At 50.9% G+C, this 14,339-nt stretch carries 21 protein-coding genes; 10 read left to right on the plus strand and 11 right to left on the minus strand.

The features are described from left to right. Positions 1-43 precede the first annotated feature (43 nt). Positions 44-751, minus strand: a complete 708-nt coding sequence (locus tag ABTW00_RS13725; RefSeq protein WP_433636054.1) for a CTP synthase C-terminal region-related (seleno)protein — start codon at positions 749-751, stop codon at positions 44-46. A gap of 139 nt (positions 752-890) precedes the next feature. Between ABTW00_RS13725 and ABTW00_RS13730 the strand changes: the two genes are divergently transcribed. Continuing rightward, on the plus strand, positions 891-1,235 hold the full coding sequence (locus ABTW00_RS13730) for a DUF488 domain-containing protein (RefSeq protein WP_065356346.1): 345 nt from the start codon (positions 891-893) through the stop codon (positions 1,233-1,235). A 34-nt stretch (positions 1,236-1,269) separates the two neighbouring features. On the opposite strand, the gene ABTW00_RS13735 is transcribed toward ABTW00_RS13730, so the two are convergent. Continuing rightward, positions 1,270-1,575 (minus strand): hypothetical protein, encoded by a 306-nt coding sequence (locus ABTW00_RS13735; protein ID WP_271446837.1) that lies wholly within the window; start codon positions 1,573-1,575, stop codon positions 1,270-1,272. Between the two features lie 61 nt (positions 1,576-1,636). Then, the gene (locus ABTW00_RS13740) at positions 1,637-1,885 is read right to left on the minus strand and encodes a putative hemolysin (protein ID WP_433636056.1); all 249 of its coding nucleotides are present in this window, start codon (positions 1,883-1,885) and stop codon (positions 1,637-1,639) included. Between the two features lie 323 nt (positions 1,886-2,208). On the opposite strand from ABTW00_RS13740, the gene ABTW00_RS13745 reads away from it, so the two are divergent. Both ABTW00_RS13745 and ABTW00_RS13750 read left to right on the plus strand, forming a co-directional pair. Beyond that, on the plus strand, positions 2,209-3,228 hold the full coding sequence (locus ABTW00_RS13745; RefSeq protein ID WP_433636058.1) for a sensor domain-containing diguanylate cyclase: 1,020 nt from the start codon (positions 2,209-2,211) through the stop codon (positions 3,226-3,228). Between the two features lie 46 nt (positions 3,229-3,274). Then, positions 3,275-3,379 (plus strand): YoaK family small membrane protein, encoded by a 105-nt coding sequence (locus tag ABTW00_RS13750; RefSeq protein ID WP_100249921.1) that lies wholly within the window; start codon positions 3,275-3,277, stop codon positions 3,377-3,379. 99 nt (positions 3,380-3,478) lie between these two features. On the opposite strand, the gene ABTW00_RS13755 is transcribed toward ABTW00_RS13750, so the two are convergent. Both ABTW00_RS13755 and ABTW00_RS13760 read right to left on the minus strand, forming a co-directional pair. Beyond that, positions 3,479-4,954, minus strand: coding sequence for a GGDEF domain-containing protein (locus ABTW00_RS13755; RefSeq protein WP_433636060.1), 1,476 nt, complete (start codon positions 4,952-4,954; stop codon positions 3,479-3,481). A 195-nt stretch (positions 4,955-5,149) separates the two neighbouring features. Then, positions 5,150-5,410: a DUF2534 family protein gene (locus ABTW00_RS13760; protein WP_064546284.1), complete on the minus strand. Its 261-nt coding sequence runs from the start codon at positions 5,408-5,410 to the stop codon at positions 5,150-5,152. Between the two features lie 213 nt (positions 5,411-5,623). On the opposite strand from ABTW00_RS13760, the gene ABTW00_RS13765 reads away from it, so the two are divergent. The 3 genes from ABTW00_RS13765 to ABTW00_RS13775 are packed head-to-tail and all read left to right on the plus strand — an operon-like array spanning position 5,624 to position 6,523. After that, positions 5,624-5,950, plus strand: a complete 327-nt coding sequence (locus ABTW00_RS13765; protein WP_064546286.1) for a DUF1971 domain-containing protein — start codon at positions 5,624-5,626, stop codon at positions 5,948-5,950. A 31-nt stretch (positions 5,951-5,981) separates the two neighbouring features. Further along, positions 5,982-6,335, plus strand: coding sequence for a DUF1971 domain-containing protein (locus tag ABTW00_RS13770; RefSeq protein ID WP_065356341.1), 354 nt, complete (start codon positions 5,982-5,984; stop codon positions 6,333-6,335). A 5-nt stretch (positions 6,336-6,340) separates the two neighbouring features. Further along, the gene (locus ABTW00_RS13775; protein WP_064546290.1) at positions 6,341-6,523 is read left to right on the plus strand and encodes a DUF1869 domain-containing protein; all 183 of its coding nucleotides are present in this window, start codon (positions 6,341-6,343) and stop codon (positions 6,521-6,523) included. Between the two features lie 277 nt (positions 6,524-6,800). Here ABTW00_RS13775 and ABTW00_RS13780 read toward each other — a convergent pair whose 3' ends face one another. From ABTW00_RS13780 to ABTW00_RS13790, 3 genes are all read right to left on the minus strand, one after another. Next, entirely contained in the window at positions 6,801-7,436 is a 636-nt protein-coding gene (locus tag ABTW00_RS13780; protein ID WP_065356340.1) for a carbonic anhydrase, read from the minus strand. Positions 7,437-7,541: 105 nt separating this feature from the next. Beyond that, positions 7,542-8,876 carry an MASE4 domain-containing protein gene (locus ABTW00_RS13785; RefSeq protein WP_433636061.1) on the minus strand — a complete coding sequence of 445 codons (1,335 nt, stop codon included), beginning with the start codon at positions 8,874-8,876 and terminating at the stop codon, positions 7,542-7,544. 299 nt (positions 8,877-9,175) lie between these two features. Next, entirely contained in the window at positions 9,176-9,400 is a 225-nt protein-coding gene (locus tag ABTW00_RS13790; RefSeq protein ID WP_064546296.1) for a hypothetical protein, read from the minus strand. A 247-nt stretch (positions 9,401-9,647) separates the two neighbouring features. Between ABTW00_RS13790 and ABTW00_RS13795 the strand changes: the two genes are divergently transcribed. Then, a complete protein-coding gene (locus ABTW00_RS13795; protein WP_064546298.1) occupies positions 9,648-10,043 on the plus strand; it encodes a DUF1398 family protein in 396 nt (131 codons plus the stop codon). 67 nt (positions 10,044-10,110) lie between these two features. Here ABTW00_RS13795 and ABTW00_RS13800 read toward each other — a convergent pair whose 3' ends face one another. Then, positions 10,111-10,587, minus strand: a complete 477-nt coding sequence (locus ABTW00_RS13800; RefSeq protein ID WP_065356339.1) for a cold-shock protein — start codon at positions 10,585-10,587, stop codon at positions 10,111-10,113. Positions 10,588-10,778: 191 nt separating this feature from the next. Between ABTW00_RS13800 and ABTW00_RS13805 the strand changes: the two genes are divergently transcribed. After that, positions 10,779-11,462, plus strand: coding sequence for an RluA family pseudouridine synthase (locus tag ABTW00_RS13805; RefSeq protein ID WP_064546301.1), 684 nt, complete (start codon positions 10,779-10,781; stop codon positions 11,460-11,462). A gap of 11 nt (positions 11,463-11,473) precedes the next feature. Here the strand turns inward: ABTW00_RS13805 and ABTW00_RS13810 are convergent, their stop codons facing one another. Then, positions 11,474-12,013 (minus strand): DUF2058 domain-containing protein, encoded by a 540-nt coding sequence (locus ABTW00_RS13810; RefSeq protein ID WP_065356337.1) that lies wholly within the window; start codon positions 12,011-12,013, stop codon positions 11,474-11,476. A gap of 224 nt (positions 12,014-12,237) precedes the next feature. Here ABTW00_RS13810 and ABTW00_RS13815 point away from each other — a divergent pair, with 224 nt between their 5' ends. Both ABTW00_RS13815 and ABTW00_RS13820 read left to right on the plus strand, forming a co-directional pair. Beyond that, the gene (locus ABTW00_RS13815; RefSeq protein ID WP_416374524.1) at positions 12,238-12,798 is read left to right on the plus strand and encodes a thioredoxin fold domain-containing protein; all 561 of its coding nucleotides are present in this window, start codon (positions 12,238-12,240) and stop codon (positions 12,796-12,798) included. Positions 12,799-12,928: 130 nt separating this feature from the next. Continuing rightward, complete coding sequence (locus ABTW00_RS13820; RefSeq protein ID WP_433636063.1) at positions 12,929-13,171, plus strand: DinI-like family protein; 243 nt, start codon at positions 12,929-12,931, stop codon at positions 13,169-13,171. A 133-nt stretch (positions 13,172-13,304) separates the two neighbouring features. Here ABTW00_RS13820 and ABTW00_RS13825 read toward each other — a convergent pair whose 3' ends face one another. Then, on the minus strand, positions 13,305-14,333 hold the full coding sequence (locus ABTW00_RS13825; protein WP_433636065.1) for an alpha/beta hydrolase: 1,029 nt from the start codon (positions 14,331-14,333) through the stop codon (positions 13,305-13,307). Between the last annotated feature and the right edge of the window lie 6 nt (positions 14,334-14,339).

A 14,339-nucleotide genomic window follows, 5' to 3' on the forward strand; every position in this document is an offset into this window, starting at 1 on the left:
GCCGGATAAGGCGTAGCCGCCATCCGGCCTACTGGAATCGATTTTACTGCGCGGCGGCGTGCAGGAACGCCTGCACCAGCGGTGCCGGACGCCCGGCCAGCGCGTTGCGTTCGTGCTGGAATAACGTCGCCACGAAGAACGGATGCGTCACCAGCTCCACCGCGCGAATATCGCCATTATCATCCCAGCCCGTCACCCGCAGCGGCTGGGCTTCCAGCTCGGCGGCAAAGTCGTCGGCAATCCCATAGTTGCAGTGGTACCCTTCTTCAATACTGTCACGCCCATAGGCTCGGGCAATCAGCGTATTTGCGCGCAGCTCAATGGTATCGCTTTTTTCCACCAGTGAGCAGACCAACGGTGCAATCACCATCCGCCCTTCGCTGTCGGTTTCCGCATGCGCTGCATCATCCCAGCCCATCACGTTACGCGCGTATTCCAGTATGGCGTGCTGAAAACCGCCGCAGGTTCCGAGGAATGGCACGCTGTTTTCACGCGCATAGCGCACGGCGGTCAGTGCGCCTTCGGTATTTTGATAAGGGCTGGCAGGCACCAGCCAGATAGCATCAAATTCGGCGAGATCGTCGGCGCTTTTCACATCACGCGTTGCCAGCCAGCGGTATTCAACGGGCACTTCCAGCACCGCCGCGGCGTCATCGATCGCCAGCGGAATGGCCTGATGCGCGATAACATCGGCGTTATAGTCGCCAACCAGAGCAATATGAAGAGTGGGAGTTACAGCGGAGTTTTCCATGATAGGTCCTTATGGGCTGACGTTAACGTACGGCATAAGGAACCTCAGACTAACGATGTCTGCGCGCAATAGCAATACCCGGCTAGCGTACCCAGCCAAAGTTTGTGGTATGGTCAAAGAGGATAAAGGGAGGAAGGATATGATCCAGTGTAAACGCGTATATGAAGACGCCGCACCCGATGACGGCTACCGTGTTCTGGTTGATAGACTGTGGCCACGCGGCATCAAAAAGGAAGATCTCATCTACGATGAGTGGTGTAAAACCCTTGCCCCGTCCGCCGAACTGCGCAAGGCCTTTCACGGCGAAGTGATCGATTTTGCCTGTTTCTGCCAACACTATCGCGACGAGCTCGCCCATCATCTGGAGGATGGGCGTCGCCTGGCGGACATTGCACAAAAGCAGGGGGTGACGCTGGTTTACGCCGCCGCGAACACGGCGCAAAACCATGCGCGCGTGCTCGCCGAGTGGTTGAAAAACCTGTAACCCATCAACCGCGCGGCGTCTGACGGCGTCGCGTTTACCCTACTAGCGCCTCACGTTCATGCGCAGGCAACGCATCGGGCGTCAATGGCAGTAAATACTCGGAACGGACAAATGCAAAACCGTGCTGACCTTCACCGGCGCTGACCTCGCCAGTCACCAGCCACAGCGCGCGCGGCGCGTCGGCGGCCAGTTCGGTCATCACGCCGTTGACCGGATTCAGGCAACGCTCACCTGGGTTAATCAGGGCAAAAAGCTCAACGCTTTTACCGATATTGGCTCGACCAGCAGTCGTACGAGCACCGATGATAATGGCGGTGGTGCCCGGTTTAAGCGAAAACATACATCTCTCGTTAATCAGAATAATCCTAGGTCACGAATTGTACTGGATGCGCGCTTCGCTGTCATTGTTTCTGAGGGTGATCGCGACGCCATAATGCCCATTCCTCAATGGTTTCACCGTTTGGCAATTTACACAGGCTGTATTGCCCCTGCGAATTAACCTGCGGAATACTTTCTCCGCCCTTCTGCTGGCAGTAAACCGCAGCAGGATTTGCCATACCCACCTGCGGCGGTTTCGGCGCCTCGGGTTCTGCCTGTTTCGCACAGCCAGCAAGGAGCAGAAGCAGCAGTAAAAGATAGCGGGATTGCATAAATTCTCCTTAGTTTTACGCTGAAGTTTAGCTTTAAACTCCATAATTTCTTCATTTTAACTACACTTTTGAGACGTAAAGTACGTCTCGTTCTCAACTGACCAGAGAACAGAACATTCCATAATCAATGAGTTACTTTGCCCCATCTCCCCCGATGGGGCTTTTTTTACCTGTAATTAGAAGCGCATACCCTCAGTTTTGTCCGTTTTCACAACACAGCGCTTACCTTCTGGATACATAATGTATAAAATTCAGGAGGTCCAATTTCGTTTTGGGATCATACACCATAACTACTTTTGCTAATCCAGGGGCCCCTCGTTTCCATGTCAGATATTATCCTTGCCAAAGTATCGCAAACACTTGCTACGGAACAATCGTTAGAGAACCTTGTCCGTCAACTGCTTGAGATGCTTGAGTTGGTCACTAATATGGAATCGACCTATCTGACGAAAATTGATACCCAGGCCGACCTGCAGCACATTGTCTACTCGCGTAATAGCGGTGACATGGATATCCCCGAAAATCTCTCCGTCCCGTGGGGCGATACGCTGTGCAAACGCGCCATGGACGACAACTGTTTTTACAGCGATAACGTACCGGGCCGCTGGAACGATTGCGACGCGGCAAAAGCGCTGGGGATCACCACCTTTCTGAGTACGCCTATTCATCTGACCGATGGTTCGCTGTACGGCACGCTGTGCGCCGCCAGCAAGCAACAGAAGCCGCTCAGCTTTAACAGCGAGCACGTACTTCAGCTGTTTGCCAGTATCATTGCCCGTTATATTGAGAAAGAATCGCTGGTGTCTCAGCTGCAGGAGGCGAATGCCGCGCTGATTTACCACTCCTACACCGATGCACTCACCGGGCTGCCAAACCGTCGCGCGGTGTTTGAAAACCTCGAGACCCTCTTTTCCCTGGCCAGGCACCTCAACCATTCAGTGATTCTGGCATTTATTGACCTCGATCACTTCAAGAAGATCAACGATAGCTATGGCCATCAGGCGGGCGATGAGTTCTTACAGCAGGTGGCCCAGCGCCTGAAGTCAGGCATCTCAGCCGATGACCAGCTTGGGCGATTGGGCGGGGACGAGTTTATGGTCGCCACCCTTGAACGCTCAACGGCGCAGTTGGCTCAGTTTACCGAGACGCTGCGGCAGCTGCTGGTTGGCGATTACCTGCTAAGCGACGTACTGATTCACTACCCCGGCGCCAGCATTGGCGTCATCAGCGTTGACCCGACCCAAATGGACCCGGATAGCGCGCTACGGGCAGCCGATAGCGCGATGTATCGCGACAAGAAATTTCGCCATCGCCCGGAAATTAGCACCCAGCGGGTGAGCTAATTACAGTATCATACGCGCTATCTATAACAGGAATCAGGATATCACCATGAGACTGGGTATCGCCTTCCCCATCGTTATCTTTTTTATTGCCGTGATCTTTCTGGGTTGGTTTTTTATCGGCGGCTATGCGCTGCCGGGAGGAGCACAATGAGAAAGACCACAATCATCATGCTAATCATCGCGATCGTGACCGTCGTCGGCGTCCAGCTCGGTTGGTGGTAAATCTTAGATAAGCCGCGCATGCGTCGGCTTATCGTCTCTCGCCTCGGCGTTTCTTCATCTGATACATCTGGGCATCCGCCTGCTGAATAGCCGCATCCAGCGAGTCCACGCACGGCGCCACGCCCCACGATACCGATAGATGTACCGGGTGTCCCTGCGGGCTGAACGGGTACACGGCAATGCTGGCTGCAATACGTTGAGCCACCATATGCGCGTGCGCAATATCGGTGTCACTGAGTAATACGACAAATTCGTCGCCGCCGCTACGAATCACCCAGTCATCGTTGGCGCGCACATCATTGAGCATACAATCGGCAATCGCCTGCAGCGCACGATCGCCTGCCTGATGGCCGTAGCTGTCGTTAATCGCCTTAAACTTATTACAATCGAACAGAATGACCGTCATAAAGGGTAACGATCGCTGCTGAATCAGGGTGAAAATATTACGCGTGAAGCACCCGGTCAGCGGATCGCGGTAAAAACGCAGGTCGGCTTGATTGAGATGGTAACGTATCAACATAAACAGCAGAATGAGCAGCACCGGCGCCAGTGCGAGCACGCCCAGCGCATTGCGGTCCTGGGAGATAAACAGCCAGCCGGGCAATGCGTATTTAATCTCATAGCGCCGCGAAACCGGATGTGAATGCGCATCGTCAAGCCAGCGACAGTTATTAACGATGCACAGCACTTCACCGCTCTGTCGGCTTTCATATCCGAGAATCAGCCCTTCAGGCACCTTGCCATTAAACGCCTCACGTAGCATGTACTCCAGCTCCGGGCGAGAAAGATCGTAGGCCAGATAGCCAATAATATGGTTGCTCGGTTCTCCCTCGGAGAGATCGTAAATGTAGCTCACCACGCTGTAGGCCCGGTCGCCGGTTATTTTATCGGCGTATAAACGGGTCGAACTCAGCGACTTCTTTCGCATGCCTTTTTGCAGAACCCGGTCATAGAACATTTCGGGTTCGCTGAAAAAACGCTGAGGGTCGCGCGCCATTTGCGAGGTAGCAAAACTAAAAGGTATCGAGTCGGCGGGGTTAAACCAGTAAAACCAGCGACCATCATTGGCGATGATATAACGATGGATATCGTGCAGACCCGGATTCAGCGCCTTCACTTTTGCGCGAATATATTCCGCGGCAACATAGATACAGCGGGCGCTGTACTCCGGCGTTCTGGTCACCAGGGCGCCACGGTCAGGCACCAGTGTTTCAGGGTCGGCATTAATCCCCCAGGCCCCAGCGTGGGGCTGAAAAATATCTCCGTCACCGCACAGTTCATGACGACTGATTTGCTGATAACGCACGCCAGCAGCCTCAGCCATCAGCTCGTTATCATTAAATATCGTCATCATCTGGTTTTGTAACGTGTTGACGCCTTCGCTAACCTGTGAAAGCGCGCGTTGATACAGAAAAAAGAGGGCAATACAGACCAGCAGACACGTTATCGCTGCGGAGGCCAGCAGCGACTGCTTCTTACGCAAACTATCCTGAATAATTCTCACTGCTACTCCGTACCGACGGGTTAATCCCTGAAACGCCACCCACGCAATCAACCTAAGCGTCACGGTACGTCTTCATTACGTATCTGGATCAGTATGGATGAAATCTTCCGCAAGCGTGAATTTTGATCGTGTCAGCTCCTTGCCGGAAAGACAATAAGAAAATGCGCGTGCAGGCAGAATGCCCGCACGAAAGGATTAACGCTGGTTATCTGAACCTAAGAAGAAGAAGCCCAGCGGAATCGCAAACAGCAACGTGAAAATACAGCTGTAAACAAACACCATCGCCCCTTGCAGCACAAACATGCTGGTGGTCCAGTCGGCATACGGCAGATTGTATTCACGCACCACGCCACCAAAGGTTGCACGACCGACAACCACTGCGGCAATCACAAACACCACAAAAGCGGACAGCAGGAATTTTTTGCCGTTTGGCGTCCGCAGTTTCTCCAGAATCATCGCATCCTCCCGACGCTGATCTCACGATATTTTGCTGTATTTGTAACATTAATGAAGCATAAATTGAATGTTTATTGTTGCGTTATTTGGCTATTACGCCTGGCGCAAAGAACAACTTTTTAACACCCACAATAAGATGCATTTAAAATGCATTTTCTAATCAACAGCGCTCTGAATTTGTGTTTTAATACTCTCAACATAGAGGGGGAAAACATGTTACGTATTCCGCACACTTGTATTCATACCCGTTCCACGCCGTTCTGGAACAAAGACACCGCGCCTGCCGGTATTTTTCAGCGCCATCTTGATAAAGGCACCCGCCCGGGCGTCTATCCACGCCTGTCGGTACATCAGGGAGCCGTACGCTATCTCGGCTTTGCCAGCGAAACGTCACCAGAGGCCGACAGTGAGCTGATCATCAACACCGGTCACTTTGGCGTGTTCCCACCGGAAAAATGGCATTACATCGAAACAATGACCGACGATACCGTCTTTCAAATCGACTTTTTTGTTGAAGCTGAAGTGCTGAAATCCCTATAGAACTCCGAGCTACTGGAGTAAGGAATCATTCATGTTACGTATTCCTGAGAACTTTGTTCATTCGCGTTCGACCCCGTTCTGGAATAAAGACACCGCGCCGAAAGCCCTGTTCACCCACCACAATACCAAAGCCCACGTCTATGGCCGCTTGTCCGTGATGCAAGGCGCCGTGCGCTACTTTGGCTTCCCTGACGCCGACGCCACCGAACCGGACGTCGACGTGGTGATTGAAGCCGGGTCCTTTGGTATTTCGCCGCCGCAGAAGTGGCATCGCATTGAGCTACTGACTGACGACACCTGGTTTAATATCGACTTCTTTGCCGATCCTGAGGCGACGCTTGAAGGCACCGGTCTGGGCAAAGTGGTTAATTCGCATAAGGGGTAATAACAATGAGTAAGGCAACTTATACGGTAACCGTCACCAACAATAGCAACGGCATTTCCGTCGATTATGAAACTGAAACGCCGATGGAGCTGTTGGTCCCGGATGTTGCCGCGGATGTGGTGAAAGATCTGATCAATACCGTCCGTGCGTACGATACCGAAAACGAGCATGACGTTTGCGGCTGGTAACGCCGTCCGGACGTCAAAAAGGGAGCCTATCGTGGCTCCCTTTTTTCGCCGTCACACCCATGAATCGGCTGCATTCGACGGATTCATACTTTCGTTGTAACGCCCTTTCCTCCCGCTTTGCCATGGTTAAAACAGTGATAGCGGGAGGATAATGTAATGGCCTGGCGCCCTTTTCTGTTTCTGATTTCCAACCCTGCCCCGCGTCGTTCAGCGAGACGCGGAAAACTGAAGCTGGTCAGCAACGCGTAGCGCCGCATTACGCGGCGCTTATTGCCGATTACTCGAAAAAGACCTCTGGGTTATCGGCCAGCGACACGAAAGTCTTGCTGTTTTTGTCCAGCGCGCGGATTTCGCCGCTTTCAATATCGTACACCCAGCCGTGCAGGCGGATCGCATGGTCACGGAGCCCCACGGCCACCGACGGATGCGTTTTGATATTATTCAACTGAGCAATAACGTTCTCTTCGACCATGGCGTTAACTTTGTCGGTTTCGTTATCGTAGGTTTTTTTCTCAACCACCGCTTTGGCCGCGTCGGAATAGCGCAGCCAGTGGGAGACAGCCGGCATCGGCTCCAGGCACTGACAGGTGGCGATAGCTTTCATCGCGCCGCAGTTAGAGTGACCGCAGATAACAATATCCGTTACGCCTAAAGCAACGACCGCGTACTCAATCGTCGCGGATACCCCGCCCGGTTCCGGACCAAAAGAAGGCACGATATTACCGGCGTTACGGATGACAAACAGCTGCCCCGGCTCTTGTTGCGTGACCAGTTCGGGGACTAAACGGCTGTCTGAACAGGAGATGAACAGCGCTTTTGGGTTCTGGCTGGATGCCAGGCTGCGGAAGAGTTCCTTACGTTGAGGGAAAACTTCTTTCTGAAAGTTGAGGAACCCTTCAATGATATGTTGCATAGCAGTATCTCTTTTTCGTTTTTACGCAGGTCATGATTAACATCACATTTTCAGTTTACCACCTGAACGCAGAAGGAAAAGCCCCTTCTCACGCTAATGCGCATGTTAAGCACTGGTCATCACCTTGTTACGACCGCTATTTTTGGCCGCATACAGCGCCCTGTCGGCAAACGAAATGCATTCATCAGCGGTGAAGTGCTTATCTGACGACGTAAAGACGCCGATACTGATGGTCATTGGCTCCGGCGTACGGTAAGGCGCGCGCTTCGCCGTTTCCTCCTCAACCTTACCGCGAATCCGCTCAGCCACCTGCATGGCGACTTCTGATGACGCGTTGCGCATCAGCACGGCAAATTCTTCTCCACCAACGCGGGCAATGATATCGCACTCGCGGATGGAACGTTTCGCCAGGTCCACAACGGTTTTGATGACCGTATCGCCCACCGGATGCCCATAACGGTCGTTGATACGTTTGAAGTGATCAATATCGAGAATCATCAAACTGATATCCTCCCGGGATGCCAGCAGTAGCTGTAGCTCTCGATAGAAATAGGCACGATTATAGATGCCGGTCAGCGGGTCGTGGTTCGACAGCTTCGTCGATTCTTTATGCATCACGAAAATGTCGTAGAGCAGGACATTAATCACAAAAAAGGTGCAGACCACCTCGATGCCGCGGCTGAGGTACCAGACAGGGAAATTATAATCGCTGAGATTCAGCAGAATAAGGTTGCTAAACAAGCTGGAAACGCAGAAGACCGCGATACTCACCCATAACAGGCTTCGCAGCTGCGTAATGACGATAGCCAGCAACAGCGTGATAAACCAGGCGGCGACGATCGCTATACCGTAATAATTATTCCACGCATTACGACCATTCAGTGATGTTGTACCAATCAGGTTGAGCGATATCTGCGGATTATAGCTAGATAAATTATGCGCCAGAATGGCCATCAGCAGGAAGACACAGGCCAGTACGATTACCCACACCTCGTCTTTACCTGAAGGTGCGATGTTCCGATTCATGCGATACACATAAAAGAGTGCGACCAGAACGGCAAACATCATGGTGAGTTGGCGGAACAGATAAAATATGGCCAAATCATTAGTAATCGATTTCAACGGGATGCATAACGCAATAAGTTGCTGGATAAGCGTTAGCGCCTCAAGCCAGTAGATATCTGCGACCAAAAAACCGAGCCCAAGAATGGCAACATAGAGTAGCTTTCTATTACAAATAAACTGGAAAAACATGAAGAAAAAGATAATTGCATCAAGTAATAGCAGTAACCCAGAAAAAACCAGGTAATAAATATCTGGGATAGCAATATTAAATGTTGTGAGATAGTCCGCTAACATAAACATCGCCGCAAGTAGGCAACATGCGGAGACGATACATAAACTCGTTCGACTATTTATTCTGGAACAACTTAGGCTCATTACGAGTCCTCCATGACCACTCTATATGTTATAGTCTGCTGAGATGCTAAAAAATATTGCGCTTAGTCAAACTTAGAATTCAAAAAAAAATAATTAGTGACTTGCTATTTATATACATCTGATTTACAGCGGAATTATAATTAATACCAATATGTTTTTTGAATTCATACGGCATGAATATGTCTACCATAGCATCAACCCCGGCTGGAGATAAATGCCCAAAAAACATATACAATTATATATAAATGAAGCTTACCAATAGATATTGCTAATAACCGCCCGAAGGCGGTATTGTCCTATTACGCCTCAGACTCCAACGCATCCTGGATAGCGTCAGCCAGTGTCGCCACTTCTTGAGAGACATTGCGCAGATCCATCTGTGAACGGATCCCGGAATTCGCCGTCGTGGCAGAAACCGCCGCTTTTGCTATCTCCAGCGCCGCCTGAACGGCCAGCAAACGCTTTCTGTTTTCAACCACATCGGCACCGGTTGCGCCATCAAGATCAAAGTACCCTTCTAACATTGTTCTCTCCTTTTAGTTTCTTTCCTAGTGTAGGGGGATAGACCTGCACACGCCATCAAAATCGGTAGGGCCATGCAACACCTGGTAACAATTGAAACACTACTCCATTTCATTCGCAGCCCCTAAAATGTCCGTGATTAATTATTCGATTTCTAATTGATTAATCGTTTAAACTAAACATCATCACAACGCACACAAAAACAATAAGTAACACGAATGTTATAAAAGGCATATATAGAGGACAGAAATGGAATTTAGTGAAATGCTCTGCGGCTTATTTGAGCAGGTCAGATGCAAGTCAGATTTCCTGCAGTTTTTAACAGAGTTAAAACAAAACAACATCTCGTATTACATTTATTTCGTCGCCACCGGCAATGTCAAAATTGTAACAACAACCGATTCCTATGTTGCCATGAAGAGTCATCGTAGCTTAATTAAGGTCAGTGCGGGTGGCAGTAGCTGTTTAACCAAAATTGCCGCCAGGCGCCATTTCACTGGCATCACTCATTTCGATCAATACTGCCGTGAGTTAGCCCGAGCGGGGGTATTTAAATGGGTGGTGGACGTTGAAGAGGTGAGCCGCCATTACTGGTCTAAAGATAACCAGCTATTACATACTGAGAATATTATTAGCCCTACGTAATTAGGTACCGATAAAAAAAGGGAGACTCGCCATTATGGCTATCTCCCTTTTTATCACCGCGCGGCGATCAGACTTTCAGCATTTTTACCGTGTCTTCTATATCGATCTCATCTTCCGAGAAAATCAGCGTCGTTCCCTGGAACGTCGTGATGGCCAGCTTCTTCAGCGTACGCATCTCACCCGGCTTGACATCGGCTTTGGGTTTGATGCTATTCATCAGTAAGCCCACCGACAACACCGCATTTTCTTTATCGATTCGGGTCTCCGCGGGAACCTCTTCGCTATAGACCAGGAAAGACTTGATGGATGTCAGCTTTAGCTTCTCGCCCGCAATGTAGATGTACTTGCTATCCGGGATCACCTTCACCGCATAGGCTGACAGCCCTTTGTTATTGGTCGTGGGTTCAAAAGTTACCGCTGCATCTTTTTTAATCAGCTCAGGGTTGGCAACCTTAATCACATGAAAATAGCGATTATCGCCATTTTCATCTTTGATAAATCCAAAACCTTTATCTTTAAACCACGTTGTGATTGTTCCATTCATCGCCGTTACCGCCTGGTTAATCGTTTATCAACTCAATTTTTTGCAGCGCGCAGTGTAATGCACAATGCCCGCGCAGACTATGTCTTTGGGTTAAGTGTGGATGATAAATTTCCTCTGGGCGAGCCCACCGGATTCGCCTGTTGGCGAAAAATTGGGTATCATCCGCTCCCACTCTCCAGCCGTGCAGCCAGATGTCTACCATTCTCGATACCTTTATTGCCCCACCTTGCCATGAGCAAATAGAGATACTCCATCAGGACGCGCATCTGCTGATTATCAATAAGCCCAGCGGGTTACTCAGTCTCTCGGGTAAAAACCCGCAGAATCTCGACTCCGTACACTACCGTCTGGTTCAGCAGTTTCCAGACTGCACGCTGGCCCACCGTCTGGATTTCGGGACATCCGGGCTGATGGTCGTCGCCCGCAATAAAGCGATCAATGCCGCCCTTTGTCAGCAGTTCAGCCAGCGTTCGGTGACAAAAACCTATAGCGCCCTACTTTGCGGACACCTACACGAGGATGAAGGAGTGATTGATGCGCCAATTGCCAAAGATCCTGCACGGTTTCCGCGAATGTCAATTTCCGCCGCCAATGGCAAGCCGGCGCGTTCTCGCTACCAGGTTGTGACACGCTTTTATCACGACCGCCTGGCGTTGACTCGCGTGCAGCTTATTCCTGAAACCGGGCGCACCCATCAGCTACGTATTCACTGCGAGCTATTGGGCTACCCAATTTTAGGTTGCGACCTCTACGGTGGCCGCGAACGCCCTGGAACCGAACAGACGCCACGTCTGATGCTGCATGCCAGCGCGCTGAGCTTTGTGCATCCCGTTACCCGGGAAAAGATTGACGCCTACAGCGCCAGTCCGTTTTAATCCGAAGCGGATTACCACATCAGGTCGTCAGGAATTTTGAAATCTGCGTACGGATCGTCTTCGTCCTGTACTTCCTGGCTGAGCGCACTGTGCAGAACGATGCTGGTTGCGTCACGCTGCGCGATTTTCTCCGCCACAACCGCCGGGATAATCGCGTATTCACTTTCGCCTGCCGCGTTAGTGGCGAGACGCGCAATCGCCAGACGGCCGTTAATCAGCTGAGTTTGCGTCGGCTTATCCACCGCAATTTTTTTGATCAAGTTATTGTCGGTAAAGTTAAAGTTGATATCGCCTCGGGCAACGGTGATGCGGTTCATCTCGATAAGCTGTTTAACCTGCGCCTTGTACTCTTTCGACAGCGTCGCCTGTTTCTGCTGCTCGCTCAGCAGCTTATCACGCTCAAGCTGGGCTTTTTTGTTTTCCTCTACGGCTTCCCTCGCTTCGCGGGCCTGAACGCGCGACTTTTTCGCCGTGCGCTGAACCTTAGCCATTTTTTTACTGGTGACCAGCCCTGCTTTTAGCATCTGCTCTTGTAAGGTCAGTTTTGTCATCTTCGCTCTAAACTCATTGATAAATTTTGCAAGATTATACCCGTAATGTTTGCGCCGATTCCAGATTGCAAAATAGCTTCCCCAGCCCGCGCATTTTGTACAAAAAATAAACATTGATCAAATACACCACAATCCGCTACAGTCACAGCGTTTTGCAGTTGATGTTAAAAGCATCATCCGTAAACGCCGTTGACGATCCTAAGCATTATCCAATGAGGTATACCGTGAAAGTAATTCCGCTGATTGCCCTGCCAGTAGTCTGGGCGATGAGTTTTAGCGTTTTTTCCGCTGATGCCCCGGCCAGCGCCGATGAGAGCACCGCAGAAGCATTAAAGGATCTCGACCGCACTCTGCCTGAATTAACCCCAGTGACTTTTGCCGCTGCCGATGAAAAACACAAGGTTCTGGTGTTCATCGATAACCAGTGCACTTTCTGTTCGCAGGTAGTCAAGAACATTAAGAGTTACAACGATGCCGGGCTGACTATGTCATTTCTGACCGTTGCCCCACCTTCTATTCGCGATTCCGTGATTGAAGATATGGGTCGCGTCTGGTGCTCAGACGATCGCCAGAAGAGTCTGCAAGGCGCCATGGCCGGTTTCCTGCCCAATAACGACACCAGCGCCAGCTGTTCGGATGAAGTGGTCAAACAATCGGCATTGGCCGAACGTCTCGGCATCCAACTGACGCCCACGATGATCGTGCTCGATAACCCGCCGAAGGTGATTCTGGGTAGCGCGAAACCTGACGCCATTTTGGAAAAGATTAGCGGTAAAGCCCTGTAAGCCCCGTATAGCATGCCGTTCGCTTTGATACACCCCGCCTGGCGGGGTTTTTTATTGCCAAATAAAATTGACACCACTGACCCAGACGGTTTATATACTGTTTTTATATACAGTAAAATGGAGTAAAAGCATGTTTGTGGAACTCGTCTATGACAAACGGAATTTTGAAGGTTTGCCTGGCGCGAAAGAGATAATCCTGGCAGAGTTGAGCAAAAGAGTGCGCACCGTATTTCCTGACGCGGAAGTCCGCGTCAAACCCATGATGACCTTACCCGCCATCAATACTGACGCCAGCAAGCATGAGAAAGAGCAGATAAGCAGAGTGGTGACAGAAATGTTTGATGAAGCAGAATTCTGGCTGGTCAGCGAGTAAGACAGCAGTACACGCAAATAAAGGGAACCCATCGGTTCCCTCAAGTCTGCAGCCCGCCGTGTAGAGCGGCGGTATCGAAAAGTGGATACCGCCTCATCCATGATCCTGACGCGAGTTGGTTTAACCGAGCGCGTTATTTCAGGTTGCTACGGAAAAAGTTAGCCAGTTTGTCGAAGGGGATCACGTCAGTGCGATCATACAGGTCGACGTGCCCGGCCCCCGGAACGACATACAGCTCTTTAGGCTGACCGGCGCGTTTGAAGGCGTCCTCGCTGAACTCTTTTGAATGGGCCCGGTCACCGGTAATAAAGAGCATCGGACGCGGTGAAATGGTTTCAATATCGTTGAACGGGTAGAAGTTCATAAACTTACCGATACTGCTCAGCATTGGTTTTGTCGTCAGTTCTTCTTTCTCGCCCTCCGGAGTATAGCCGCCGCGTTCGGTGCGGTAGAAATCAAAGAACTCGCGCTGAATTTCCGGCGTGGAAGCGTCCAGTTTATTCACGGTGCCCGGAATGTAAGCTGTCTCTCCCCCTTGGAACTCGGCAAACCGCTGCTCAATGGCCGACTGGATAAAAGCCTTGCGTTGTTCCAGCGTCTGGGAATGGTTAAGGCCGTTACGGAACGCGGCTCCCATATCATACATGCTGACGGTGGCGATGGCTTTCATCCGCGGGTCAACTTTCGCGGCGCTGATAACAAAGCTTCCGCTGCCGCAGATGCCCAGCACGCCGATGTTTTCCGGGTCAACAAACGGCTGTGTACTGAGATAATCAACCGCCGCGCTGAAGTCATCCGTGTAGATTTCCGGTGAAATCAGGTGACCCGGCTTACCCTCGCTTTCTCCCCAGAACGAGAGATCGAGCGCCAGCGTGACAAACCCCTGCTCCGCCAGCGTCTGCGCATACAGGTTTGCGCTTTGTTCCTTGACCGCGCCCATTGGATGACCAACGACGATCGCCGGGTTTTTAGCGTTCTGATTCATCGTTTTCGGGATAAACAAATTGCCGACCACGTTCATCTGATACTGGTTTTTGAAGGTCACTTTTTGCTGCGTGAGCTTATCGCTTTTATAAAAGTTATCAGCACCTCTGGACATATCCGCCGCAGAGGAGGCAAATGCGCTGATGAACAGCCCCAGCGCTAACGTGAATTTATTCATGATGGT

The sequence above is a fragment of the Kluyvera georgiana genome, assembly GCF_050990895.1.
Taxonomy (GTDB): Bacteria; Pseudomonadota; Gammaproteobacteria; order Enterobacterales; family Enterobacteriaceae; genus Kluyvera; species Kluyvera georgiana.